Annotated in this window: 19 protein-coding genes, 1 tRNA gene and 1 pseudogene; 15 read left to right on the top strand and 6 right to left on the bottom strand. The window is 62.0% G+C overall.

Annotation, left to right across the window (positions count from 1 at the left end; translation table 11 throughout):
• Positions 1-13: 13 nt before the first annotated feature.
• From rfbH to OEJ37_RS31425, 9 genes are all read left to right on the top strand, one after another.
• A complete protein-coding gene (gene rfbH / locus OEJ37_RS31385) occupies positions 14-1327 on the top strand; it encodes a lipopolysaccharide biosynthesis protein RfbH (protein ID WP_175919276.1) in 1314 nt (437 codons plus the stop codon).
• A gap of 12 nt (positions 1328-1339) precedes the next feature.
• On the top strand, positions 1340-2395 hold the full coding sequence (locus OEJ37_RS31390; protein WP_263348716.1) for an NAD-dependent epimerase/dehydratase family protein: 1056 nt from the start codon (positions 1340-1342) through the stop codon (positions 2393-2395).
• Entirely contained in the window at positions 2392-3198 is an 807-nt protein-coding gene (locus tag OEJ37_RS31395) for a transketolase (RefSeq protein WP_263348719.1), read from the top strand. Before OEJ37_RS31390 ends, OEJ37_RS31395 begins: the two co-directional genes overlap by 4 nt.
• A complete protein-coding gene (locus OEJ37_RS31400; RefSeq protein WP_175919278.1) occupies positions 3195-4112 on the top strand; it encodes a transketolase family protein in 918 nt (305 codons plus the stop codon). The genes OEJ37_RS31395 and OEJ37_RS31400 overlap by 4 nt, the downstream gene beginning before the upstream one ends.
• A complete protein-coding gene (locus OEJ37_RS31405; RefSeq protein WP_175919279.1) occupies positions 4099-4500 on the top strand; it encodes a GtrA family protein in 402 nt (133 codons plus the stop codon). The genes OEJ37_RS31400 and OEJ37_RS31405 overlap by 14 nt, the downstream gene beginning before the upstream one ends.
• The gene (locus OEJ37_RS31410) at positions 4497-5468 is read left to right on the top strand and encodes a glycosyltransferase family 2 protein (RefSeq protein ID WP_175919280.1); all 972 of its coding nucleotides are present in this window, start codon (positions 4497-4499) and stop codon (positions 5466-5468) included. The genes OEJ37_RS31405 and OEJ37_RS31410 overlap by 4 nt, the downstream gene beginning before the upstream one ends.
• A gap of 64 nt (positions 5469-5532) precedes the next feature.
• Positions 5533-7824 carry a DUF7024 domain-containing protein gene (locus OEJ37_RS31415; RefSeq protein ID WP_263348723.1) on the top strand — a complete coding sequence of 764 codons (2292 nt, stop codon included), beginning with the start codon at positions 5533-5535 and terminating at the stop codon, positions 7822-7824.
• A gap of 581 nt (positions 7825-8405) precedes the next feature.
• On the top strand, positions 8406-8930 hold the full coding sequence (locus OEJ37_RS31420) for a hypothetical protein (protein ID WP_263348725.1): 525 nt from the start codon (positions 8406-8408) through the stop codon (positions 8928-8930).
• A gap of 209 nt (positions 8931-9139) precedes the next feature.
• Positions 9140-10489 carry an ATP-binding protein gene (locus OEJ37_RS31425; RefSeq protein WP_263348805.1) on the top strand — a complete coding sequence of 450 codons (1350 nt, stop codon included), beginning with the start codon at positions 9140-9142 and terminating at the stop codon, positions 10487-10489.
• Here the strand turns inward: OEJ37_RS31425 and OEJ37_RS31430 are convergent.
• The 3 genes and pseudogenes from OEJ37_RS31430 to OEJ37_RS31440 form a co-directional block, all read right to left on the bottom strand.
• Positions 10468-10653: pseudogene (locus OEJ37_RS31430) on the bottom strand (Arm DNA-binding domain-containing protein); the annotation flags it as partial. The gene OEJ37_RS31425 and the pseudogene OEJ37_RS31430 overlap by 22 nt on opposite strands.
• Positions 10654-10817: 164 nt before the next feature.
• Positions 10818-10892: transfer RNA gene (locus OEJ37_RS31435), tRNA-Arg, on the bottom strand.
• 132 nt (positions 10893-11024) lie between these two features.
• Positions 11025-11207 carry a rubredoxin gene (locus OEJ37_RS31440; protein WP_034190709.1) on the bottom strand — a complete coding sequence of 61 codons (183 nt, stop codon included), beginning with the start codon at positions 11205-11207 and terminating at the stop codon, positions 11025-11027.
• A gap of 199 nt (positions 11208-11406) precedes the next feature.
• On the opposite strand from OEJ37_RS31440, the gene OEJ37_RS31445 reads away from it, so the two are divergent.
• The 5 genes from OEJ37_RS31445 to OEJ37_RS31465 all read left to right on the top strand — a co-directional run bounded on the left by OEJ37_RS31445 (position 11407) and on the right by OEJ37_RS31465 (position 19452).
• On the top strand, positions 11407-11814 hold the full coding sequence (locus tag OEJ37_RS31445) for a DUF4399 domain-containing protein (RefSeq protein WP_174418151.1): 408 nt from the start codon (positions 11407-11409) through the stop codon (positions 11812-11814).
• Positions 11815-12027: 213 nt separating this feature from the next.
• Positions 12028-13977 (top strand): ATP-binding cassette domain-containing protein, encoded by a 1950-nt coding sequence (locus OEJ37_RS31450; RefSeq protein ID WP_263348731.1) that lies wholly within the window; start codon positions 12028-12030, stop codon positions 13975-13977.
• A gap of 241 nt (positions 13978-14218) precedes the next feature.
• Positions 14219-16201: a DNA topoisomerase IV subunit B gene (locus tag OEJ37_RS31455; RefSeq protein WP_174418153.1), complete on the top strand. Its 1983-nt coding sequence runs from the start codon at positions 14219-14221 to the stop codon at positions 16199-16201.
• Positions 16202-16428: 227 nt separating this feature from the next.
• On the top strand, positions 16429-18750 hold the full coding sequence (parC, locus tag OEJ37_RS31460; RefSeq protein WP_174418154.1) for a DNA topoisomerase IV subunit A: 2322 nt from the start codon (positions 16429-16431) through the stop codon (positions 18748-18750).
• Positions 18751-18993: 243 nt separating this feature from the next.
• A complete protein-coding gene (locus tag OEJ37_RS31465; protein WP_174418155.1) occupies positions 18994-19452 on the top strand; it encodes a CopD family protein in 459 nt (152 codons plus the stop codon).
• A gap of 48 nt (positions 19453-19500) precedes the next feature.
• Here OEJ37_RS31465 and OEJ37_RS31470 read toward each other — a convergent pair whose 3' ends face one another.
• The gene (locus tag OEJ37_RS31470) at positions 19501-20385 is read right to left on the bottom strand and encodes a LysR family transcriptional regulator (RefSeq protein ID WP_263348738.1); all 885 of its coding nucleotides are present in this window, start codon (positions 20383-20385) and stop codon (positions 19501-19503) included.
• A 112-nt stretch (positions 20386-20497) separates the two neighbouring features.
• Between OEJ37_RS31470 and OEJ37_RS31475 the strand changes: the two genes are divergently transcribed.
• Positions 20498-20944, top strand: a complete 447-nt coding sequence (locus OEJ37_RS31475; protein WP_175919283.1) for a multidrug/biocide efflux PACE transporter — start codon at positions 20498-20500, stop codon at positions 20942-20944.
• 54 nt (positions 20945-20998) lie between these two features.
• On the opposite strand, the gene OEJ37_RS31480 is transcribed toward OEJ37_RS31475, so the two are convergent.
• Positions 20999-22207: a chromate transporter gene (locus tag OEJ37_RS31480; protein ID WP_174418158.1), complete on the bottom strand. Its 1209-nt coding sequence runs from the start codon at positions 22205-22207 to the stop codon at positions 20999-21001.
• 203 nt (positions 22208-22410) lie between these two features.
• Positions 22411-24750: an EAL domain-containing protein gene (locus OEJ37_RS31485; protein WP_174418159.1), complete on the bottom strand. Its 2340-nt coding sequence runs from the start codon at positions 24748-24750 to the stop codon at positions 22411-22413.
• Between the last annotated feature and the right edge of the window lie 33 nt (positions 24751-24783).

Raw genomic sequence — 24783 nt, forward strand, 5'->3', positions numbered from 1 at the left:
ATATATCGCCGCAATGAACAAAGATCAAATCCGCATGCAGATCATCGAGCTCGTCAAACAGTATGGCGAGCTCGCGACCCAACGCCCTGCCTTCGAGCCTGGCCAGACAGCCGTGCCTCCGTCGGGCAAGGTGATTGGTGCACGGGAAATGGAACTCATGGTCGAGGCATCCCTCGATGGTTGGTTGACGACGGGACGATTCAACGAAGCGTTCGAAAAAAGGCTCGCGGCGTATCTTGGCGTCGATTACCTGATCACCGTGAACTCCGGCTCGTCGGCGAATCTAGTGGCATTCTCGACCTTGACATCGCCGAAACTCGGTGACCGTGCCATTCGTCCGGGTGACGAAGTAATCGGCGTTGCAGCGGGTTTCCCGACTACGGTCAACCCGATTATTCAATTCGGTGCGGTTCCCGTATTCGTAGACGTCGAACTGGGTACATACAACATCGACGCGACGAAGATCGAGGCGGCCATCTCGCCCAAAACCAAGGCGATCATGCTCGCCCATACGCTTGGCAACCCGTATAACCTCGAGGCGATCACCGCGTTGTGCAGGAAGTACAACCTGTGGTTGATTGAAGACTGCTGCGACGCGCTCGGCGCAACTTACAATGGCCAACTGGTCGGCACCTTCGGTGATATCGGCACGCTCAGTTTCTACCCGGCTCATCACATCACGATGGGCGAGGGCGGTGCGGTGTTCACCAACAACCCGGAATTGAAACTCATCGCCGAATCGTTCCGTGACTGGGGCCGCGACTGCTATTGCGCGCCCGGCAAGGACAACACGTGCGGCAAGCGCTTTTGCTGGAAGCTCGGCACGCTCCCGGAAGGTTATGACCACAAGTACACCTATTCTCACCTTGGCTATAACCTGAAGATCACCGACATGCAGGCGGCGTGCGCACTCGCGCAAATGGACCGTCTGGATGGATTCGTCCAGGCGCGCCGCGAGAACTTTGCGTATCTGCACGAGCGTTTGCAGACTTGTACGGAACATCTGATCCTGCCGCACGCGACACCGAACGCTGATCCGTCGTGGTTCGGCTTTCCAATCACGCTGAAGCCCGAGGCAGAGTTCTCACGCGTCGACTTGCTGACTTACCTCGACCAGAACAAGATCGGCACCCGCCTGCTGTTTGCCGGCAACCTCACGCGTCAGCCTTATATGATTGGCCGGGAATATCGCGTGAGCGGCGCTTTGACGAATACCGACATCGTGATGAACCAGACATTCTGGGTTGGCGTCTACCCGGGGCTGAGCCACGAAATGCTTGACTTCATCGTCGAGAAAATCGAGACGTTTGTCGGCGTCAATTTCTAGGTGTTGTCATCGATGCGGAAGCCGTACCCACGAGAAGATCTCGAACTGGTCGTTCAGCATACGGTGGATGTCTGGACGGCTTTCCGTGGGGCGCGACTATTCATCACGGGTGGCACGGGTTTCATCGGATCGTGGTTGCTGGAAGCAGTACAGCATGCCAATCGGACACTCGGTAGCGGGATCGAGGTTGTCGTACTGAGTCGCAATCCCGAGAAAGCGCGCATGTTGGCGCCGCATCTTTATGCAGCACCTGGCCTGGCATTGTACGAAGGCGATGTCATCGATTTCGAAACGACGACGGGCACGATGGGTGCGATCGACCTGTGCATCCATGCAGCGACCGACGTCGCAGACATCACAAAGGCTGGCGATGGTTTGCGGGTGTTCGATGCGAATGTAACCGGTACACGCCGGGTGCTGGATTTCGCGCGCTCGAATGGTGCGACACACTGTTTGCTGACGTCGAGCGGCGCGATTTACGGGCATCAGCCCCCGACGCTGGAGCGGACGCCTGAGAGCTATTGCGGCGCGCCTGACACGCTCGACACAAAAGCAGCGTACGGGCATGGGAAGAGGTCGGCTGAATGGCTCGCGTCGACCTACGGCGAGCAGCATGACATCAATGTTTCTATTGCGCGAATCTACGCGCTCGTCGGCCCAGGTATCCCGATGGACGGCCCATTTGCCGCCGGCAACTTTATCCGCGATGCGCTGGCGGGGCAGCGCATTGTCATCAAGGGCGATGGGCGGCCTCTACGCAGCTATCTGTACATCGCCGATGCCTGTATCTGGCTTCTGCGCATGCTGCACGGAGGCGTGACGGGGCGCGCCTATAACGTGGGCTCTGAACGCGCCGTGTCGATTCTCGAACTTGCTCGCATGGTGGAGACGCTATGCAGGGCACGCGAGGCCGCTGTGCCGGACATGGCGCCTGCGTCTGGTCCGGCGCCACGCTATATACCTTCGACCTCTCTAGCGCGTCATTCGCTTGGTGTGGAGGAGTACACGTCGTTAGAGTCGGCCCTTGCCAAGACGATCAACTGGAACCGAAACACGGTCACTGCATGAAGACATTCGAATCGTCCCGGATTCGCAAGACCATTCTCGATATGGCGTTCGCAGGATCGACCGTCCATATCGGTTGTGCATTTTCCATCGTTGAGTTGCTGGCTGTGCTGTACCGCAAACACCTGCGCTACGAGCAAAGCGATCCGCGTTCTCCCGGTCGCGACTATATGGTGCTGAGCAAAGGCCACGGTGTGATGGCTCAGTATGCTTGTCTGAATGAAATAGGCTGGCTCGCCGACGATGAAATCACCCGCTACTTTGGCAATGGCACGCGCCTCAAGGGACTCGCCGATGCGCACGTGTCCGGTATCGAAGCTACGGCAGGGTCGCTCGGACATGGCCTTTCCGTCGGAGTCGGTCTTGCGTTGGCTGCGAAGCGAAACGACACCGATCAGAAGTGCTATGCGCTCGTTGGAGACGGCGAACTGAATGAAGGCTCGATCTGGGAAGCGGCGCTCTTTGCGGCCCAGTTCAAACTGGACAACCTAATCGTCATCGTCGACGCAAATGGATTCCAGGCCATGGGTACGACTGACGAGGTGATCGGACTCGGCGACATCCAGGCCAAGTTCGAGGCATTTGGCTTCGATGCCGTCTCTGTCGATGGTCACGACGAAATCGCAATCGATCAAGCGTATCAGGCACTGAAGACCCGAAAAGACGGGCGCCCGAAAGCGATGGTGGCTCGCACGATCAAAGGCAAGGGTATCTCGTTCATGGAGCATGAAAATATCTGGCATTACACGCGGCTCACGGCGCAAACGTATGATCTCGCGATTGCCGAGCTTGGAGTGAAGCAATGAGGGATGCATTTTCTGATGCGATTGTCGGCGCGGCGCGGCAAGATCCCAAGGTTCTTCTGCTGACGGGCGATCACGGCTATGCGCTCTTCGATGCATTTCGCAAAGCATGCCCCGATCAATACATCAATTGCGGTATCGCCGAGCAGAACATGGTGGGGGTAGCCGCAGGTCTTGCCAAGGCCGGATTCAAACCCATCGTCTACGGACTCGCCGCATTCGTGCCGATTCGCGTTCTGGAGCAGATCAAGATCGATGTCTGCTATGAAGATCTGCCGGTGACTTTCATCGGCGATGGCGCCGGTGTGGTCTACGCACAACTGGGTACGAGCCACCAAAGTACGGAAGATATTGCTGCGCTTCGCGCGATCCCGCAGCTGTCGATATATTCTCCTGCTGACCGGTTCGAGCTGACTGCCTGCATGCAGGACATCTCGGACAGACAGGCGCCTGCCTATCTGCGGATGGGCAAGGCGGATCTTGGCGATGTGCATTCTGCACCGCTCAACTCGTGGCGCAATGGCGATGCTGTCCCATTGACGAACGAAGCGCATCCGAGCCTTTTCATTGCGACTGGGTCGGGTGTGCGGCTGGCTCAGAAGGTCGCGGCGTCTGCCGGTGGCGCGGACATCGTCTCCGTGCCCTGCATCAAACCCTTTCCTGTTGATTCGATTCGCAGACTTGCAGCGGGCAGACAAGCGATCGTGACGTTTGAAGAGCATTCGATTTACGGTGGACTGGGTGGCGCCGTCGCGGAAGCGCTGATGGGCAGTTTTGTCGGGACGTTCGTGCGTGTAGGCATTCAAGATAGATTCAGCACGTTGTGCGGCAACTATCCCTATCTGATGGAAAGCCATGGCCTTTCCCCGGATGCCGTCAAAGAGCAAATAAAGAAGGCACTCGATGCGAGCGTCTGATTTCGACCGTGAGCCTTTGACAAGGACGTTTGTCCAGCTATTGCGTTTTCTGATTGTCGGTGGGCTGAACACACTGGTTGGCTACTCGTTATTTGCGGTTCTGACTTACGCGGGTCTCGCTTATCCCGTCGCTATTGGGCTCGCCACCATTGGCGGTGTGCTCTTCAACTTCCAGAGCGTCGGACGGCTCGTATTCGACGGTGCGCCGCGGTCGCGCTTCTGGCGATTCGTCGGCGTCTACTGTGTGATCTACCTGTTGAATCTCGGCGGAGTGCGGTTGCTGCTCGGCCTTGACGCAAACATCTATATTGCGAATGCTCTGACGCTGCTGCCGCTTAGTGTCATTGCGTTTATCCTGAATCGCCGTTTTGTCTTCAACCTGCCATGAAGCATATAACCGTTGTCACGCCTTGTTTCAATGAAGAGGAAAACGTCCGGGCTGTCTACGAAGAGACTCGTCGCGTGTTCTCGACGATTCCGGAGGTGACCTACGACCATCTCTTCATCGACAACGCGTCGACGGATTCGACGGTCAGCATCCTGCGAACGATCGCTGCGGACGATCCGGCGGTTGGCGTGATCGTTAATGCACGGAACTTTGGACACATCCGATCGCCGATGTATGGTCTTTTGCAAGCAAAGGGCGATGCCGTCATTCTGCTGGTCGCCGACCTGCAGGACCCGCCCGAACTGATGCGTGAGTTCGTGAAGAGCTGGCTCGCAGGCGCGCCCGTCGTGGTCGGCGTAAAGCCTGAATCGAAAGAATCGGCGCTCTTCTTCGCGCTGCGCAGGATGTACTACCGTCTGGTCACGCAGATCGCCAACGTCACGCTGATCCAGAACTTTACGGGGTTCGGGCTTTACGACCGCAAGGTTATCGAGATCCTGCGACAGATCGATGATCCGTACCCTTACTTCCGCGGACTCGTGTGCGAGATCGGGTTCGAGATCAAACAGATTCCGTACGTCCAGCCGCGTCGCAAACGGGGCATATCGAAGAACAACTTCTACACGCTTTACGATATCGCAATGCTGGGTATTACCTCGCATTCGAAGGTGCCGTTGCGGCTTGCCACGATCGCCGGGTTTGTCCTTTCCGGCCTGAGCCTTTTCGTCTCGTTCATGTATTTCGTCCTGAAGCTCGTGTTCTGGAGCAGCTTCTCGATGGGCAGCGCTCCGATGCTGATCGGTCTATTTTTCTTTGCGTCGGTACAGTTGTTCTTTATTGGCCTGCTTGGCGAGTATGTGGGCGCGATTCTTACCTATGCGCAAAAGAGACCGTTGGTGGTCGAGCGCGAACGGATCAATTCGGGCGGGGCTGCCATCGAGGCCCAAGCGGCCTCGAGACCGAATTGACCGACAGTCCAGTTGACCTGCTGAAAACGGCATGAACGATCGATCTCCCTGCAGAATTTCCCACATGCAATCGTCAGAAAAGCGGTTGGTTTCCGAGTGGATGTTTTCAGGCACGCTGATGGTGGTGTGTCTGGTCGCGGCCTGGCAGCTATCGGGTGCGGCCTATCTCGGTCTTCATCTCCCGCTCATCTATGGAAGCGATGGCATTTTCACTCTCTCGTTGATACAGCTTGCGGTGAGGAGTCACTGGTTCTTCAGCACTGAACTATTGGGCGCGCCGTTCGGCGCCAGTCTGTATGACTATCCGATTCCAGACTCAGGCAGTATGCTCGTGCTCAAGGTTCTTGGCCGGACTTTCGGCAATCCCGCGACCGCGCTCGACCTCTATTATTTGATTGGATTTCCACTCAATGCGATCGCGGCGTACTGGGTGCTGCGGAAGCTTCAGATCTCGAAGGTGCTGAGCTTCGCGGGGGGATTCATCTTCACGCTGCTCCCGTTCCATTTTCTTCGACTCCATCATCTCTTCTATACCTGGTACTTCGCCGCACCGATGTTCGTCTGGTTCGCCAAGCGGATCTGGGATGGTGAATTGTCTTTCAGTCTCCAGCGACGCGCCGTGAAGAGAACGCTGTTCGATGCGTTGATCCTGCTCGTGCTTTCATGTTTCGGCGTGTATTACGCGTTCTTTGGCGTTCTTTGCTTGCTGACGGCCGGCATCGCACGATCGATTCGGCAGAAGGCGATTAAGACGATCTTGCCTGTCGTCGTGGCCGTGGCGATCGTATCGTTCGGCATTGTGGCCAACGTCAGTCCGAACCTGATCTATCGGATGCAGCACGGCGTCAATCAGGAAGCGGCGTGGCGCTCGCCCAGCGAAGCGGAACTACTCGGTCTCAAGATCGATCAGCTTCTGCTGCCGCGGCCGGATCATCGCTATAAGCCATTTGCCAAGCTTACGGCGGACTACTCGAGGACCTTTCCGCTCGTCAACGAAAACGCCTTTGCATCGCTTGGCATCATCGGCAGCGTTGGCTTGCTAAGCCTCGTGATTTTTGTGGTCGCGCCGACGCGGCGGCGCGCTCCTGAAGAACCCCTGCAATTCCTTGCAAGTCTCACGATCGTGCTGGTGTTGTTCTGCACGATCGGTGGATTTTCCGGCATATTCAGTCTGCTCGTCAGCCCGATGATTCGAGCCTGGAATCGTGTCAGCGTATTTATTGCCTTTACGTCGATTGCTGCGGTGTTGCTGTTGATTCAGCGATATCTGTTCGCCGGCGAACGTGCTTCTCTCCGGATCGCGGCGTTCTGTCTGGCGTTGTGCGCATTTGCGCTATGGGATCAGACAACGACGCCGTCTCTGACTCGTCTTGCAAAAAACAAGGTTGAATTCAATAGCGATGCGAGTTTCGTGCATGCGATCGAACAGCAAGTTCCGGCCGGAAGTGCGATCTATCAATTGCCGTACGTCGGGTTTCCCGAAGGAGCCACGCTCAACCGTCTCGAGCCATACGATCTGGCACGCCCCTTTTTGCATACCAGCGCGCTCAAGTGGAGCTTCGGCGGCATGAAGGGGCGCGATGGCGATCTGTTCTTTCGCTACCTCGCGCTCGAACCCGTCGCACGGCAGATAGAAGTGATCAGGCGGATCGGCTTCAACGGTATCTATATCGACCGGCGCGGTTATGCTGACAACGGGGCCTCCATCGAAGCCGAGCTTACCCGGAACCTCGGTGTGACGCCGATTGTCAGCCGGACCGGCGACCAGGCTTTTTTTGCTCTTGCAAGCCGCTTGGCTGGAACGAGTCACGTGGATCTTTCCGGAATGACAGCGCACCAGCTCATGGAGCAGGCCGGCTATGTGGTCGACAAATTGGGGCCGAGGAACAACAACTCACTCAGCGAAGGCATTGATCTCGCCCAAACAAGCCTTCCGAGGTTTCTCGAGAGTGTTCGCGGTTTATCGACGCGAGAAGACTGGGGGCGTTGGTCGGATGCCAATGTGTTCCCCGATGTGGAACTGAGCTTCGTTCGGCCGCTTCCAGCACGATTCACGCTGCACGTCCGCATGCAGGGATACGGGCCGAACATTGGGAAACCTTCAAGCATCATGGTTGGTCAACAGACCCGAACCGTGATCCCAGGTGCCGAGATTCGCGAATTCGCGTTGCGCTTTGACAATCCCACTGCAGCACGCACAATCCGGATCCAACCGGCTTTGCCGCGCTCTCCGCAGGAAAGCGGTGCGGGTAACGATGGCCGGCTGCTCGGCGTCGGCATACAGAAACTCTGGATAACGACCGGGGACGACCCGGCGCTCGAAAGCGAATCCCGACGATACCCGGCAGGTGCGTGATGCCGGGAGCTGGAGGGCCGCCAGACGGGCTTGAGCGGGGAGTTTCTTGTGAATCTCGGGGATGGTTTGGGGGCTTGGCTGGTCCCCGACAGAATTTATATCTCACGGCTGCATAGGCTCCTTGGGCGGCGATGTTCCGGATATACCAACAAAAATACCAACAAACGCATCGGTGCAGGCTCGATCAGTCGAAAGGGGCGCTGCGCGTAACCTTGTCGTGCCGCTGGAAGCAAAAATATCTGGAGATTTGGAGATAAACACTCGTTTCGGCTTGTGAGCCTGGTCTGGCAAGGCTGCGGCTATCTTCGAGTCTATCTCCAAAACACACATTTTCTTGGAGACAACATTGGAGACAGGCGGGCTCGTGTGGAGCGCTCGCTCACTGTTTTACAAGTTGCCCTGCGGTCTGGAACGCTGCGCGCAAAGAGTGTCCCCGCGCCGCCACCTTCCCGGCCGTGGTCCATATTTCGGGACCTCGGTCTGTCACTTCCCTACGATCTGACCATGGTCGCTCATACTGAGATTCGCCTACTGCCGATGTACAATCGGCCGACCCAATGGACAGCCGGTACCCACAAATCATGGTGAAAATTGCACTGCCGGTTCACGAGTTGGAGTTTTTGAAACTCTCTACCAATCACCTTGAGTTTGCGCGGAAGCTATCAACTCTCGGTTGGCCGACTCCTGACCTTGCGCGGTACGCCCAGCATGTCTGCACCGCTTGGTTTCAACTCGGCGAAGAGCACTTGGCGGAGGCCAAGAAAATTCTCGCGGTCGGATGCCCTAGGGCTTGCTTCTCGCGTGCATATTACGCCGCTTACAACGCATCAAAGGGCGTTCGATACATGGTTCAGGGCTTCGTGAGCCTTAAAGGTGATGACCATAGCAAGGCGTCATCGGATTTGCCCGGTGATTTTCCAGATGTTGGCTCCTGGGCAAGTCGAGTTGGGAAACTGTACGAGCATCGGTTGCGGGCTGATTATGACAATTGGGGCACGACAGCGTCAGAGCACACCATGAAGCCCGATGAGGCTATAGCAGAAGCCGAAGCATTTATCCACGCAGCACGACATTATCTGAACGCCAAATGCGGTATGACACTATGACCAATGAAATGAATGATGATCGTAGCGCCGAAGAGGCAATTGACGCATTTGAGCGTGAGATCGGGGTTACTGGCATCCCCAATTGCCGGGTATTGGTGGGAAACCGAGAATTCTTGAAATTTGCAGTGGGGCGTGAGGCGCCGCTTTACACCTATGCTCTTTATGAAAGCCAAAAGAGACTGCCCGATAGCAATCCCTTTAAGGGGGCGATGGCGCTTGCTCCAGAAAAAGCGAGCAGCTTCCCTGCATCCACCGAAGCTAGTGCGTTACTGACTCTGCTAACTCGGTCGACGCGAGAAGTATCACAAGGGGCTCCTATTGGTGGCTACTCTGTCCCGTATGTGCCGTTTCAAAAACGAGAAGATCATCAATTGGCCCAGCCGGCATCACATATCGTCCGAGGTCGACGGGGTGTCGGAAAATCAACACTAATAAGAAGGGCTGCAGAACTTCTCTCGGAGACGCCATCCATTGTTGCTATTCTCGACATGCAGACCTACTCCACGTTAAGTGGCGATGATTTGATTCGAGAAGTGCTTTACGACATGTGCACCTCGATGGCGTCTGCGGCACAAGAGGTCGGCTTTCGGACGCATGTAGCGATCGACGCGCAACCGCTTATGTCGATTGCGGAAAATATCTCTTCGGGAGCGACATCGGTAGATCGAGCGCCCGTCGCTATAAAGCGCGTACTTGCGCAGCTGACGAAGACGGCGAAGGGTAATGCTTTTCTTTTCCTCGACGACTTTCATCTTATAGACCATGAATGCCAACCACGTTTGTTGCACACGCTAAATGCGTCGTTGAAGGGCGCAAATGGTTGGTTAAAGGTCGCAGGACTCAGTTCGCTCCTGAATGTATATTCTCCAAGCGACAGGAAGGGGCTGCAAGTTCCTGGTGACGCCCAATATGTGTCGCTGGATTTGACGCTGGAAAATCCCGAAGCTGCTCAGGCACACCTGCGAGCAATCCTTGAAGGATTTCTGAATGCCGTCGGCTATGGCCTTGGAGGTTCAGTGATACCGGAAGCTGCGTTTCGTCGATTGGCATGGGCTAATGCTGGTGTGCCCCGAGATTTTCTGCAAATGTTTGGACGCTCATTGGAACATGCGAGTCGTAATCGACATGTGACGGTTACTCTGTCCGATGTTAATATCGCGATCGGGGAATTCGGTCAGCAAAAAATGGGCGATTTGCAGAGGGATGCGCGCAACGAAGCCGGCGTGCTTCGAGACGCATTGTCGAGATTGGAGTCGCTGTGTTTAGATGACAATAAGATCAATGCGTTTCTTGTTCGAAGCGACGATTCTAAAGAGCGGGTTATCGTTCAAGTGCTTAGTGATCTACGCATGGTGCATTTGATTCACCAGTCGATCACGCCCGGTAAAGCTGGGGAGCGATTTGAGGCTTTTATCTTGGATTATTCCATTTTTACTGGTTTTCGACGTCGGCCCAACGTTAAAGAGATGATCCCTAAGGAACTTCAGTTCAAGGCGTCTGAACTGCGCGCTTTGCCGAAAGTGCCGGATGGTTTTTTCGCTGCCGATCTTGAAGGGTAGACGCCGAGGGCGAGCGTCTTCTGCTTGCCAAGGAAGCGGTATGAGAAGCGCCAGTACTTCGCGCCGTTCGGTTGGACGAGCAAGAACATTCCGTTGCCGTCCGTGAGTTTGTACGGGGCCGCGCTGGCCTTCGCGTTCCGTACCTGCACGTCTGTGAGAGGCATTGTTGGTATCTGTGTTGTTGGTATCGGCTGATACCAACAAAAATACCAACACTTTCTCTGGCTGTCACTGAGCAACCTTGGGTAACGATAGGAGCTAGAGCGCCGCCAGACGGGCTTGAGCGGGGAGTTTCTTGGTGATCTTGGGGGAGGTTTGGGGGCTTGGCTGGTCCCCCCGACAGGAATCGAACCTGTATCTAGCGCTTAGGAGGCGCTTGTTCTATCCATTGAACTACGGGGAGAGCCATGTCCGGGTGATCGCGCAAAAAACGCGAACCGGACGGCAGTGTGGACAGCGCGCAGAGTATAGCAAACGCGCGGCGCATCGGCGGGCGGATTGCACGCCGACGCGCGTATCGCGCGCTCGGCCGCGATCAGAAGTCGACGACGACGAAATCTTCCTTGCCCACGTCGCACAGCGGGCACCGCCAGTCGGCGGGAATGTCGGCGAAACGGGTGCCGGCTGCGATGCCCTCGTCGGGCAGCCCTTCCGCTTCGTTGTAGACCCACCCGCAAATCAGGCAGACCCAGCTCTGGTATTCGGTTACTTCGCTCATGTTGCGCTCGGGATAATGGAAACTCGGTGACGCCGTCCGCAGCCTCGCCGGCGGACGAAAGGCGCAATGTTACCGGAATTTCGCCGAACGCCTGTGCAACGTCGTTTTAAACGTGCGCATCGCGAACAATGCAACCGAAACACATACGCCGTGTGTGCGGTGTATGCTTCCCGGGCTGTCCAATCATAAGGAGAATGCGATGCTGAACAGAAAATGGATCGCGGGTGCGGTGTGCGTGGCGGCGATGGCCGTGTCGACGATCGCGCGGGCCGAGGAGAGGCACGCGTATTTCGTCGAGCCGACAAATGGTGCAACGGTGTCGAACCCGGTGCACGTGAAGTTCGGTCTGGAAGGCATGGAGCTTCGGCCGGCCGGCGACATGACGCCGAACTCCGGTCATCACCACTTGCTGATCGACGGCCGGCCGATCCCGGTGGGTGAGGTGATTCCCGCGAATGGACGTTCGCTGCACTTTGGCAAGGCGCAGACCGAAACCGACATCACGCTGCCGCCGGGCCAGCATACGCTGACGGTGCAGTTCGGCGACGGCATGCATCGGTCGTACGGCCCCATACTGAGCCAGACCATCACCGTCAACGTCAAGTAATCGGGCACACCGCGCGGGCGTCCCGGCCATCCTTGCAAGGGGGCGGCGCCCGCCCGCTGTCGGGTGCCCGCTGCCCGCGCGCGACGGCCGGCAATCGGCCGTCAACTGGCCGTCGCGGCCCGTTCTTGCGGCATTATCCGTCCGGCCATACCGGTGGCGGCGTCCGCGACCGGTACAATGGGCGCTTCCGATTCCTCTCTTCGCCGTCTCCCCATGTCGCTTTATTCCATTACCGGCGCGCAGCTCGCGTTCGGTCACGTCGCGTTGCTCGATCACGCGGATTTCTCGCTGGAAGCCGGCGAGCGCGTCGGCCTGATCGGCCGCAACGGCGCGGGCAAGTCGTCGCTGCTGAAGATCGTCGCCGGCCTCGCGAAGCCCGACGACGGGCTGGTCACGCGCCAGCAGGAACTGGTGACCGTCTACGTGCCGCAGGAGCCCGAATTCGAGCCGGGCGCGACGGTGTTCGACGCGGTCGCGTCGGGGCTCACGCATACGCGCGAGCTGCTCGAAGAATACGATTCGATCGCACACCGCCTCGCGGATATACCGGAAGGCGCCGAGCACGATGCGCTGCTGGCGCGGATGAACGCGCTGCAGTCGTCGCTCGACGCGCACGACGCGTGGAGCTGGCGCACGCGCGTGTCGATGACACTCGCGCAGATCGGCCTGCCGGACGGCGACGCGAGCGTCGACGCGCTGTCGGGCGGGATGCAGAAGCGCGTCGCGCTGGCGCGCGCGCTGGTGCTGCAGCCCGACGTACTGCTGCTCGACGAACCGACCAACCACCTCGACTTCGAAGGCATCCGCTGGCTGGAAGAACTGCTCGTCGCGCAGCGCGCGGGCCTGCTGTTCATCACGCACGATCGCGCGTTCCTCGACCGGGTCGCAACGCGCATCGTCGAGCTCGACCGCGGCCGGCTGCTGTCGTACCCGGGCAATTTCTCCGCGTACCAGACCCGCAAGGCGCAGCAGCTCGAAGTCGAGCGCGTGGAAAACGACAAGTTCGACAAGCTGCTCGCGCAGGAGGAAGTGTGGATCCGCAAGGGCGTCGAGGCGCGCCGCACGCGCAGCGTCGGCCGCGTCGCGCGGCTCGAGCAGATGCGTCACGAGCGCGCGGAGCGCCGCAATTCGCAGGGCAACGTGAAGCTCGACGTCGCGCAGGGCGAGAAGTCCGGCAAGATCGTCGCGGAGCTGACCGACGTGACGAAGCGCTACGGCGGCCGCGCGGTCGTCGACCGCTTCTCGACGACGGTCATGCGCGGCGACAAGATCGGCTTCGTCGGCCCGAACGGCGCGGGCAAGACCACGCTGCTCAAGCTGATCCTCGGCGAGCTGAAGCCCGACGAAGGCACGGTGCGCACCGGCACGAACCTGCAGGTCGCGTATTTCGACCAGATGCGCGCGCAGCTCGACCAGGAGAAGAGCCTCGCGGATACCATCAGCCCCGGCAGCGAATGGGTCGAGATCGGCGGCGTGCGCAAGCACGTGATGAGCTATCTCGGCGACTTCCTGTTCGCGCCGGAGCGCGCGCGTTCGCCGGTGAAGTCGCTGTCGGGCGGCGAGCGCAACCGGCTGCTGCTCGCGCGCCTGTTCGCGCGTCCGGCCAACGTGCTGGTGCTCGACGAACCGACCAACGACCTCGACATCCCGACGCTCGAACTGCTCGAGGAACTGCTGGCCGACTACGACGGCACGGTGCTGCTCGTCAGCCACGATCGCGCGTTCCTCGACAACGTCGTGACGTCGGTGATCGCGGCGGAGGGCGACGGCAAGTGGCGCGAATACGTCGGTGGCTTCACCGACTGGCAGATCCAGAGCGAGCGTTCGGAGCAGCTCGCGCAGCAGGAAGCCGCGAAGCGCGCGGTCAAGGAAGCGGCGCCCGTCAAGGAAGAGCCGGCGAAGAGCGCCGCGGGCCGCAATGCGCAGCGCACGGTGAAGCTGTCGTTCAACGAGCAGCGCGAACTCGATTCGCTGCCGGAGAAGATCGCCGCGCTCGAAGAGGAGCAGAAGACGATCAATGCGCAGCTCGACGACGGCTCGATTTTCGCGAAGGATCCGCAGGAAGGCACGCGCCTGACCGAGCGGTTCGCGGCGATCGACGACGAATTGCTCGCCGCGCTCGAACGGTGGGAAACGCTCGAGGCGAAACGCAAGCCGGCATAACGCGCGTCACACGCCACGCGGCCGGCGGCGGCCGCGCAGCGATCTCGCGATTGGCGTGCCACGCGGAACCAGTAAAATACCGCGCGTCCCGGGTAGCGCAGCACGCCGCGCGCCCGCTTTCGGAGCAGTCCAAGCACACCGTTGTTTCGATTCGCTTTTTTACGGAACTCAACGTTTTGTCCACGACGTTATCCACACGAGGTGTGGACAACGTCCCGATGAATGACGAAATTCAGCGCCTATGTCAACGAAGAAACCCAGCGCGGCCTATAGCGAAGCATCGATCAAGGTGCTCAAGGGTCTCGAGCCGGTCAAGCAGCGGCCCGGCATGTACACCCGTACCGAGAATCCGCTGCACATCATCCAGGAAGTCATCGACAACGCGTCCGACGAGGCGCTCGGCGGCTACGGCAAGCAGATCACGGTCACGCTGCACGCCGACCAGTCGGTATCGGTCGAGGACGACGGCCGCGGCATCCCGTTCGGCATGCACCCCGAGGAGGGCGTGCCGGTCGTCGAGATCGTGTTCACGCGCCTGCATGCGGGCGGCAAGTTCGACAAGGCCGCGGGCGGCGCTTATACGTTCTCGGGCGGCCTGCACGGCGTCGGCGTGTCGGTGACGAACGCGCTCGCGACGCGCCTCGACGTGACGGTCTGGCGCGACGGCAAGATCGCCGAGCTCGGCTTCGCCGACGGCGATGTCGTGAAGCCGCTCGTGACGCAGAGCGCGGGCCGCGGCGAGAAGAAATCCGGCACGCGCGTGCAGGTGTGGCCGAATCCGAAGTACTTCGATTCGCCGAACCTGCCGCTCGGCGAACTGCAGCGCCTGCTGCGCTCGAAGGCCGTGCTGCTGCCGGGCGTCGAAGTCGTGCTCGTCAACGAGAAAACCGGCGAGCGCCAGACGTGGAAGTACGAGGACGGCCTGCGCGGCTACCTGCTCGACGAAATGAACGGCAGCGAGCTGCTGATCCCGCTGTTCGAAGGCGAGCGTTTCGCCGATTCGCGTTCGGGCGACGATACGTTCGCCGAGGGCGAGGGTGCATCGTGGGTCGTCGCGTGGAGCGAGGAAGGCTCGCTCGTGCGCGAGTCGTACGTGAACCTGATCCCGACGCCGGCCGGCGGCACGCATGAATCGGGCCTGCGCGACGGCCTGTACCAGGCCGTGAAGAGCTTCGTCGAGCTGCACAACCTGCAGCCGAAGGGCGTGAAGCTGCTCGCGGAAGACGTGTTCGCGCGCGTGTCGTTCGTGTTGTCCGCGAAGGTGCTCGATCCGCAGTTCCAGGGGCAGATCAAGGAACGCCTGAACAGCCGCGACGCGGTGAAGCTCGTGTCGTCGTTCTCGCGTCCCGCGCTCGAACTGTGGCTGAACCAGCACGTCGAGCACGGCAAGAAGCTTGCCGAACTCGTGATCAAGCAGGCGCAGGCGCGCACGCGCGCGGGCCAGAAGGTCGAGAAGCGCAAGAGTTCGGGCGTCGCGGTGCTGCCCGGCAAGCTGACCGACTGCGAGACCGAGGACATCGCGCGCAACGAGCTGTTCCTCGTCGAGGGCGACTCGGCGGGCGGCTCCGCGAAGATGGGCCGCGACAAGGAATACCAGGCGATCCTGCCGCTGCGCGGCAAGGTGCTGAACACGTGGGAAACCGAGCGCGACCGCCTGTTCGCGAACAACGAGGTGCACGACATCTCGGTCGCGATCGGCGTCGATCCGCACAGCCCGGACGACACCGTCGACCTGTCGAACCTGCGCTACGGCAAGATCTGCATCCTGTCGGACGCGGACGTCGACGGCTCGCACATCCAGGTGCTGCTGCTCACGCTGTTCTTCAAGCATTTCCCGCAACTGATCGAACGCGGCAACGTGTACGTCGCGCGGCCGCCGCTGTTCCGCGTCGACGCGCCCGCGCGCGGCAAGAAGCCCGCGCAGAAGCTCTATGCGCTCGACGACGGCGAACTGGAAGCGATCCTCGACAAGTTGCGCAAGGACGGCGCGCGCGAGACGCAATGGAGCATCAGCCGCTTCAAGGGGCTCGGCGAAATGAGCGCAGAGCAGCTTTGGGACACCACGATGAACCCCGACACGCGCCGCCTGATGCCGATCAAGCTCGGCGAGCTCGACTACGAGGCGACCGTCGCGCGGATGACGATGCTGATGGGCAAGGGCGAGGCAGCCGCGCGGCGCGGCTGGCTCGAGGAAAAGGGCAACGACGTCGAAGCGGACATCTAATGCAGTGTTCGGCACCGATCGGTACTGGTGTGCTGCGCCTTCGCACCCGTGGCGGCGTTGCAAATCCTCGCGATGCCATCGGGCATCGCCGCGGTTTGCGCGTTGCCACGAGCACGAATCCGCCGGCACGTCGGAACCGCCCGGCACCGAACACCACGCTAGCGCCCGCGCGCGGCCGGGCATGACGCCCGGCCCGGCCTCACGCCACTTACGAATACGGAATTCAGATGGACGACAATACTTCCGATCTCTTCGCCGGGTCCGACGCACCGGACGCCGAAGCGCTGACGCTCGGCAACTACGCGGAGCAGGCGTATCTCAGCTACGCGGTCAGCGTGGTGAAGAGCCGCGCGCTGCCCGACGTGTGCGACGGCCAGAAGCCGGTGCAGCGCCGGATTCTGTTCGCGATGAACGAAATGGGCCTCGGCCCGGACGCGAAGCCGGTGAAGTCGGCGCGCGTGGTCGGCGACGTGCTCGGTAAATACCACCCGCACGGCGACCAGTCGGCGTACGACGCGCTCGTGCGTCTTGCGCAGGATTTCTCGCTGCGCTATCCGCTGATCGACGGGCAGGGCAACTTCGGCTCGCGCGACGGCGACGGCGCGGCCGCAATGCGATACACCGAAGCGCGGCTCACGCCGATCGCGAAGCTGCTGCTCGACGAGATCGACCAGGGCACGGTCGACTTCATGCCGAACTACGACGGCTCGTTCGATGAACCGAAGACGCTGCCGAGCCGCATGCCGTTCGTGCTGCTGAACGGCGCGTCGGGCATCGCGGTCGGCCTCGCGACGGAAATCCCGTCGCACAACCTGCGCGAAGTCGCGGCCGCGGCGGTTGCACTGATCCGCAATCCGAAGCTTTCGCACGCGGAACTGATGAACCTGATCCCCGGCCCGGATTTCCCGGGCGGCGGCCAGATCATTTCGAGCGACACGGAAATCGCGGCGGCGTACGAAACGGGCCGCGGCAGCCTGAAGGTGCGCGCGCGCTGGAAGATCGAGGATCTCGCGCGCGGCCAGTGGCAACTCGTCGTCACCGAGCTGCCGCCGAGCACGTCGGGCCAGAAGGTGCTCGAGGAAATCGAGGAACTGACCAACCCGAAGCTCAAGCTCGGCAAGAAGACGCTGACGCCCGAGCAGCTCAACACGAAGAAGGCGATGCTCGACCTGCTCGACGCGGTGCGCGACGAGTCGGGCAAGGAAGCGGCGGTGCGGCTCGTGTTCGAGCCGAAGTCGCGCACGATCGACCAGACGGAATTCGTGAACACGCTGCTCGCGTACACGAGCCTCGAATCGAACGCGACGCTGAACCTCGTGATGATCGGCGCCGACGGCCGGCCGGGCCAGAAGGGCCTGCTGACGATCCTCGACGAATGGGTGAAATTCCGCCAGCTGACGATGACGCGGCGCACGCGCCACCGTCTCGGCAAGGTCGACGACCGCATCCATATCCTCGAAGGACGGATGATCGTCTTCCTGAACATCGACGAGGTGATTCGCATCATTCGCGAGTCGGACGAGCCGAAGGCCGCGCTGATGAGCGCGTTCGGCCTCTCCGACCGGCAGGCCGAGGACATTCTCGAAATCCGGCTGCGCCAGCTCGCGCGGCTCGAGAAGATCAAGATCGAGAAGGAACTCGAAACGCTGCGCGACGAGAAGGCGAAGCTCGAGGAACTGCTCGCGAACGAAAGCGCGATGAAGCGGCTGATGATCAAGGAGATCGAGGCCGACGCGAAGCAGTACGGCGACGAGCGCCGTACGCTGATCCAGCAGGAAAAGCGCGCGACCTTCGAGGCGAAGGTGGTCGACGAGCCGGTGACGGTCGTCGTGTCGCAGAAGGGCTGGGTGCGCGCGCTGAAGGGCCACGGGCTCGACCCGGCCGGCTTCACGTTCAAGGCCGGTGACCATCTGTACGCGGCGTTCCAGTGCCGCACGCCCGATCGCCTGATCGCGTGGGGCAGCAGCGGCCGCGTGTATTCGGTCGACGTGTCGGTGCTGCCGGGCGGGCGCGGTGACGGCGTGCCGGTCACGTCGCTGATCGAGCTCGAATCGGGCTCGCACCTGATGCACTACTACGCGGCGCCGGCCGACCAGCAACTGCTGCTCGCATCGAGCAACGGCTTCGGCTTCCTCGCGAAGGTCGGCGACATGGTGAGCCGCGTGAAGGCCGGCAAGTCGTTCATGACGATCGACACGGGCGCGGTGCCGCTCGCGCCGATGCCCGTGCTGCCGAACGCGACGCAGGTCGCGTGCCTGTCGAGCGGCGGCCGGTTGCTCGTGTTCGGGATGGACGAGATGAAGACGCTGTCCGGCGGCGGCCGCGGCGTGATCCTGATGGCGCTCGACGACAAGGAAACGCTCGTGCAGGCCCTCGCGATCGATCCGGCGGGCGTCGTGCTGATCGGCACCGGCCGTGGCGGCAAGGCGCAGGACGACACGCTGTCGTATGCGGGGCTCGCGCCGCATATCGGCAAGCGCGCACGCAAGGGCCGCGCGCCGGAGTCGAAGCTCAAGGTCGTCAACGAGCTGCGTCCGCTGCTCGGCTGACGCCGCGCGATCGCCCGGTTCGGCCGCGACGAAGGCCGCACCTCCGCTTCGGCGGACGTGCGGCCTTTTCTTTTGGACCGCGGATCCGGGTAAGCAAGCGTGGCGCCGTCACGCGGAACTTGCAAAATATTGTGAAATCGCGCGTGGGGTCTGAACCGCGCGGCGGCGGGGCGGTCGAACGACGTTCGATGCCGCGTGCGACGCGGCCGTTCGCTGCACCGAACCCATCACAGGATTGTCGCCATGTCCCACGCTGTTGCCGTCGCGCTGTTTCTTCATCTGCTGGCCGTTGCCGTGTGGGTGGGCGGGATGGTCTTCGCGAACTTCTGCCTGCGTCCGGCACTGTCCGACCTGTCGCCGCAGCTCCGGTTGCCGCTGATCGAGGGCGTGTTCGGCCGCTTCTTCAACTGGGTGGCGGGTTCCGTGATCGTGATCCTGCTGTCCGGCGGCTTCCTGCTCATGAAGTTCGGCGGCGCGCACGCGACATGGTCGCTGCACGCGATGGCCGGGCTCGGCGTCGTGATGATGCTGATCTTCGGGCACATCCGTTTCGCGCTGTTCCCGCGCATCCGCCGCGCGGTGCAGGCGCAGAACTGGCCGGACGGCGCGCGCGCGGTGAACGCGGTGCGCCTGCTCGTCGTCGTCAATCTCGTGCTCGGTGTCGTCACGATCGGTGCGGCCGTGCTGTCGCGCGGCTTCTGATCTTCCGGCGCCGTCCGGCGCCAACCGCGGGCGCGCCGGCACGCGCCGCTATGCGGCCAGCATCGCGTCGAGCAGCCAGGAGCCGGCCGGGCCGAGCGGCCGGTTGCGCGACCATACGGCATCCACCCGCACGCGGCGCGGCCAGCCGCGTGCGTGCAGTTCGCACAGGCGATCGCGCGCGAAGTGGTCGACCATCCAGCGCGGCAGCTCGGCCCAGCCGAATCCCAGCACGGCCATCTCCAGCAGCATCAGATAGCTCGGCGCCAGCCAGCGCTGCGTGCCGACGACGATCCGGTCGTCGGCGCCGCGGCCTTCCGTTTTCACATAGGTATTGAGGCGCAGTTCGCGCACGTCGCGCAGCGCCGCGTGCGGCACGTCGGCATCGCCGTATTCGGCAAGCACGTGCGTGCGCCCGACGAACAGCCCGATCTCCGATTCCTCCGCCACCGTCGCCGCGCCGATATCGGCCGGGTAGGCCGCGCGCGCGGCCATCAGTCCGAGCTGCGCGCGGCCTTGCTGGATCAGGTCGAGCACGTCCTCGTGCTCGGCGATCTGGCATTCGAGCTCGAGCGCCGGAAAGCGCCGTTCGAGCGCCATCAACGTTTCCTCGTAGCGCTTCGACTGGTACGTATCGGACACGACGAGCGTCAGCCGCGCTTCTTCGCCGCGCGCGAGCCGCGCGGCCGTGCGGTCGATCGCCGCGCCGGCCTCGAGCGTGCGCTGCACCTGCGGCAGCAGCGCGCGCCCGGCGTCGGTTAGCGTCGGCGCGCGCGTCGAGCGGTCGAACAACTGCACGCCGAGATCGATCTCGAGGTTCGCGATCGCCTCCGACACGGTCGACTGGCGTTTGCCGAGCTTGCGCGCGGCGGCCGTGAACGAGCCGAGCAGCGCGGCTTCGGCGAACGCGAGCAGGGCTTCGGGGGCGTGGCGCATGTGGCGCTCCGGACTTTGTTGTATCGGTAAAACCGATGATATCAAACTGGATTCATACGGTTACACCGATCAAAATGATCGGCATGAATGAAGCAACGAATCGGAGGGAACCATGAAACAGATGAATAAAACGGTGACGGAACGCCTGCTGCATGCGCTGACGTTCGAGCTGATCGCGATTGCGCTGTGCGCGCCGATCGGCGCGTGGCTGCTCGACATGCCGGTGTCGCACGTCGGCGTGCTGACGGTGATGGTGTCGCTGATCGCGATGGCCTGGAACATGACCTTCAACACGCTGTTCGACCGCTTCGAGCGGCGCGCGGGGCTGTCGCGCACGCTCGGCATGCGGATCGCGCACGCAGTCGTCTTCGAGCTCGGCCTCGTCGCGATGGTGGTGCCGGTTGCCGCGTGGTGGCTGGACGTGAGCCTCGTCGAGGCGCTGCTGCTCGATCTTGGCATCGTGCTGTTCTTCCTGCCGTACACGTTCTGCTTCAACCTCGCGTACGACGCGCTGCGCGCTCGCTGGATGGCACGCCGGGTCGCGATGCAGGCGGGTTGAAGTCGCCCGGTGCCGGTTAGTGCCGGGCGAGTCCGGCGGGGTGGCGGCCGCCCGTCAGCGCGCGGCGGCCAACAGCCACACGCCGCAGACAACCGCGACCGCGCCATAGACGGCATAGACGGGCACCCTGAAGCGCGTGAAGCACAGCGTCGCGAACGCACCCGTCAGCCAGTAGATCGGGTCCGCCGGCTCGCGATGCAGGATCTTCACGACGGCGACGACGAGAAAGCCCGTCGTCGCCGCGCGCAGCAGGCGCATCCCGTGCTCGAAGCGCGAATGGCGCTTGAGCCGGGACAGGTGGTTCTGCGCAAACACGACGAGACAACCCGACGGAATGAACAGCGCGGCCGTTGCGAACAACGCGCCGACCCAGCCGTCGGTCAGGTAGCCGAGAAACGGCACGACGTTCAGCAGCGGCCCCGGCGCTACGGGCGACAGCGCGAACGCCAGCGTGAAGTCGTGATCGGAGATGCCCGTTGCCGGCGAGACGAACAGCGTCTTGAGCACCGGCAGCGCGGAAAAGCCGCCGCCGAACAGCGTCATGCCGGCGCCCGCGAGGCGGGGCCACAGCAGTTGCTCCTGGTAATCGCCGGGCAGCGGCACCGCGAACAGCACGACGAGCACGCCGAGCAGCACGAGCAGGTTGCGGTCGCGTGTCGACAGCCTGAAATCGACCGCATCGCGTTGCGGCGGCCCAGTCAGCCAACCCGCTGCAAACGCAGCGAAAAGAATCCCGACGAAAGCGGCCGGACTATGTGCGAAAGCGAGCAGAATCGTCGACAGCGCGGCGATCACCTGTTCGAGCCTGGTGCGCGCGAGCGTGCGCAACTGCTTGACCCACGTGACGCCGATCAGTGCGGCGAGCACCATCCCGAAGTGATTGATCAGCACCGGCGCGGCGAGCGAGCGCACGAGCGGCGTGCGATAGAAGATCGCGAACAGCGTCATTAGTATGGAGAACGGCAGCACGCTCGCGATACCTGCGACCCATGCGCCGGCGCGGCCGTGCAGCGTCTGGCCGACCTGCACCGCAACATTGCAGCCGACGGGCCCCGGCACGAGCCAGGCGAGCGCGACGAGATCGCCGAATACGTGCGGTTCGATGCGCTGCAGCCGTTCCACGTAGTGGCGTTCGAGTTGCGCCATCATCGAAAGCCCGCCCCACGAGATCGCAGAAATGCCGGCGATGACCTTGAACAAGGTCCATAGGGATGCCTGTGCCTCTTCGACACGAGCGGTTGCTTCGATTTCGACGGTTGTCATGAATGTGGTTCTGGCGCAGGAGCCGGATCTCGTGCGTGTAGGCTTTCCGGCGGCCCGCCGATACGGTGGCCCTCCCGATTGTCCGCCGCGCGTCGTGACACCGCCATGCGCGGAAACGCTAGTTAATGAACCTAACTATCGGATCGGAAAACGCAACAGTTGCGGCGGTGCGCAACGCACGCCGCGGTCGGGCCGCGGTGCGCTCAGGCGCCCGTGCTGCCGGTCGCGCGGTGCGCGATGACGTTCGGATGGTCGCCGCGCACGCCGAAGCGCGCGATCAGCGCGGGAATCGCGTCGGCCGGCACCGGGCGAGAGAACAGGAAGCCCTGCGCCTCGATCTCGCCGAGCGCGGATAGCCACGTGATCTGCTCCTCGGTTTCCGTGCCTTCGACGACGACGGTCAGGCCGAGCGAGCGCGCGAGATGCACGATCGACGACACCATCACGCATACGCTGCGATCGTTCGGGATCGCCTGCACGAACGAGCGGTCGACCTTCAGCGTGTCGACGGAGAAGCGGTGCAGGTAGGACAGCGACGAATAGCCGGTGCCGAAATCGTCGAGTGCGATCCGGATGCCGAGCTTCTTCAGCGCGACGATCTTCTCGGACACGAGTTCTGGATATTCCATCATCGCGGTTTCGGTGATCTCGAGCTCGAGCCGGTTCGCGTCGATGCCGGTTTCCTGCAGCGTGCGCGAGATCGTCTCGATCAGGTCGCCGCGCCAGAACTGCACGGGCGAAATGTTGACCGCGAGCGTCAGCGTGTCGTGGCCCTCGTCGCGCCAGCGCGCGATCTGCTCGCACGCGGTGCGGATCACGAAGTCGCCGATCGGCACGATCAGGCCCGTCGATTCGGCGATCGAAATGAATTCGTTCGCGGAAATGATCCCGTGCTCGGGGTGATCCCAGCGCGCGAGCGCTTCGAAGCCGGTGATGTAGCGGTGCGTGAGGTCGATCTTCGGCTGGTACGCGAGGAACAGTTGCCCCTCGGCGAGCGCGACGCGCAATTGCTGTTCCCAGCGCATCAGGTGGTCGGCGCGGTGCGACAGGTGCGGCGCATAGAACTGGTAGCAGTTCTTGCCGGCGTCCTTCGCGCTGTACATCGCGAGGTCGGCCTTCTTCAGCAGGTCGATCTCGCTTTCGTTCGCGACGGTGTGCAGCGCGATGCCGATGCTCGCATGCAGCACGAACGAACTGCCGCGCACGTCGAACGGTTCGCCGAACATCCGGATGATCGCTTCGGCGAGCCGCACCGCGCGCCGCTCGACGTCGTCGCCCTTCATCACGACGACGAACTCGTCGCCGCCGATGCGCGCGAGCGAGCCCTCGTCGCCGACCGCATCGGACAGGCGCGACGCGGTCATCTGCAGCACGATGTCGCCGGCGTTGTGGCCGAGCGTGTCGTTGACGGTCTTGAAGTTGTCGAGATCGATGAACAGCAGGCCGAGACGCGACAGGCTCGCCGGCATCGCCACATCGTTGCGCAGCCCGCGCAGCGTCGCATAGCGGTTCGCGAGGCCGGTGAGCAGGTCGTATTCCGCGAGCTGGGTCATTTCGCGCTCGCGGCCGAGCAGCTTGCCGATCAGGCCCGTCGCGACGCCGAAGAACGCGAGCATCGCGAGCGTGATGAAACTCGTCATCAGCAGGTAGACGTTGCGCGTGTGGTAGTAATCCGCGAATTCCTCGGTCTGCGACAACCCGACCATCACCGCGAGCGGGTAGCCGTCGAGGTGGCGGTACGACACGATGCGCGTCACGCCGTCGATCGGGTCGATGATCGTGCCCGTCACACGCTCGGCGATCGGGTAGACGCCCGACGCCGAAAACGCGCCCGGCGCGTTGCTGAGCGAGCCCGTGCGCCGCGCGAGCACGGTGCCCGTGTCGGACACGACCGCGATCACGCCTTCCTTGCCGATCGCCGCGTTGTTGTAGAAGTCGTTCGTGAAGTAGCTCGGGTCTTCCGACACGACGACGATGCCCGCGAAGCTGCCGTCCGGGTTGTTCAGGCGCCGCGTCATCTGCAGCGTCCAGTGGCTCGATACGCGGCCGAGCACGGGCTTGCTGATGTAGAGGCGGTCGTCGTTGTGCGCGAGGTGGACCTTGAAGTGCTCGCGATCGGCCAGGTTGATCGGCTGCGGATGGAGCTCGGCCGTGTTCGCGAACAGGATGCCCTTCGCGTTGACGAGCGACACCTGGATCAGCGTGTCGCTCGGCACGACGCCTTTCTCGACGGCGCTCGCGAGATTGAAGCGCGCGGGCGACTTCTCGAACTCGAATTTCACGAAGCGGGTGATCTGGTCGACCTGGTGGATCGCCTTGACCGTATGTTGCTCGAGCGCGGAGGACAGGATCGCCGCGGACGCTGCCGCTTCCTTGTACGCGCTGTCCTTCTCCACCGACAGACGCGCGACGATCACGGCCCACAGCAGCGCAAGCGCCAGCATCCCGAGCAGCGGGATCGCGAATAGCGCGCGCCGGCGCGATTTGCGCGGTGCGCGCAGCGGCCGGGTCGGCGGCGTAGGGTTGGACCGGGCGGAGCTCATCGAAGAGGGTGGCGTCCTGCTCGCGTGCGCCAT

It is taken from the genome of Burkholderia sp. BKH01, from assembly GCF_025685725.1.
Classification (GTDB): Bacteria; Pseudomonadota; Gammaproteobacteria; order Burkholderiales; family Burkholderiaceae; genus Burkholderia; species Burkholderia pyrrocinia_C.

Coding starts and splice junctions, on each gene's coding strand:
- OEJ37_RS31450 (WP_263348731.1), top strand. CDS start 12,028: ATGTCGCTTTATTCCATTACCGGCGCGCAGCTCGCGTTCGGTCACGTC.
- OEJ37_RS31400 (WP_175919278.1), top strand. CDS start 3,195: ATGAGGGATGCATTTTCTGATGCGATTGTCGGCGCGGCGCGGCAAGAT.
- OEJ37_RS31395 (WP_263348719.1), top strand. CDS start 2,392: ATGAAGACATTCGAATCGTCCCGGATTCGCAAGACCATTCTCGATATG.
- OEJ37_RS31455 (WP_174418153.1), top strand. CDS start 14,219: ATGTCAACGAAGAAACCCAGCGCGGCCTATAGCGAAGCATCGATCAAG.
- OEJ37_RS31480 (WP_174418158.1), bottom strand. CDS start 22,207: ATGACAACCGTCGAAATCGAAGCAACCGCTCGTGTCGAAGAGGCACAG.
- OEJ37_RS31465 (WP_174418155.1), top strand. CDS start 18,994: ATGTCCCACGCTGTTGCCGTCGCGCTGTTTCTTCATCTGCTGGCCGTT.
- OEJ37_RS31410 (WP_175919280.1), top strand. CDS start 4,497: ATGAAGCATATAACCGTTGTCACGCCTTGTTTCAATGAAGAGGAAAAC.
- OEJ37_RS31445 (WP_174418151.1), top strand. CDS start 11,407: ATGCTGAACAGAAAATGGATCGCGGGTGCGGTGTGCGTGGCGGCGATG.
- OEJ37_RS31390 (WP_263348716.1), top strand. CDS start 1,340: ATGCGGAAGCCGTACCCACGAGAAGATCTCGAACTGGTCGTTCAGCAT.
- OEJ37_RS31440 (WP_034190709.1), bottom strand. CDS start 11,207: ATGAGCGAAGTAACCGAATACCAGAGCTGGGTCTGCCTGATTTGCGGG.
- rfbH (WP_175919276.1), top strand. CDS start 14: ATGAACAAAGATCAAATCCGCATGCAGATCATCGAGCTCGTCAAACAG.
- parC (WP_174418154.1), top strand. CDS start 16,429: ATGGACGACAATACTTCCGATCTCTTCGCCGGGTCCGACGCACCGGAC.
- OEJ37_RS31415 (WP_263348723.1), top strand. CDS start 5,533: ATGCAATCGTCAGAAAAGCGGTTGGTTTCCGAGTGGATGTTTTCAGGC.
- OEJ37_RS31420 (WP_263348725.1), top strand. CDS start 8,406: ATGGTGAAAATTGCACTGCCGGTTCACGAGTTGGAGTTTTTGAAACTC.
- OEJ37_RS31405 (WP_175919279.1), top strand. CDS start 4,099: ATGCGAGCGTCTGATTTCGACCGTGAGCCTTTGACAAGGACGTTTGTC.
- OEJ37_RS31425 (WP_263348805.1), top strand. CDS start 9,140: ATGGCGCTTGCTCCAGAAAAAGCGAGCAGCTTCCCTGCATCCACCGAA.
- OEJ37_RS31470 (WP_263348738.1), bottom strand. CDS start 20,385: ATGCGCCACGCCCCCGAAGCCCTGCTCGCGTTCGCCGAAGCCGCGCTG.
- OEJ37_RS31475 (WP_175919283.1), top strand. CDS start 20,498: ATGAAACAGATGAATAAAACGGTGACGGAACGCCTGCTGCATGCGCTG.
- OEJ37_RS31485 (WP_174418159.1), bottom strand. CDS start 24,750: ATGAGCTCCGCCCGGTCCAACCCTACGCCGCCGACCCGGCCGCTGCGC.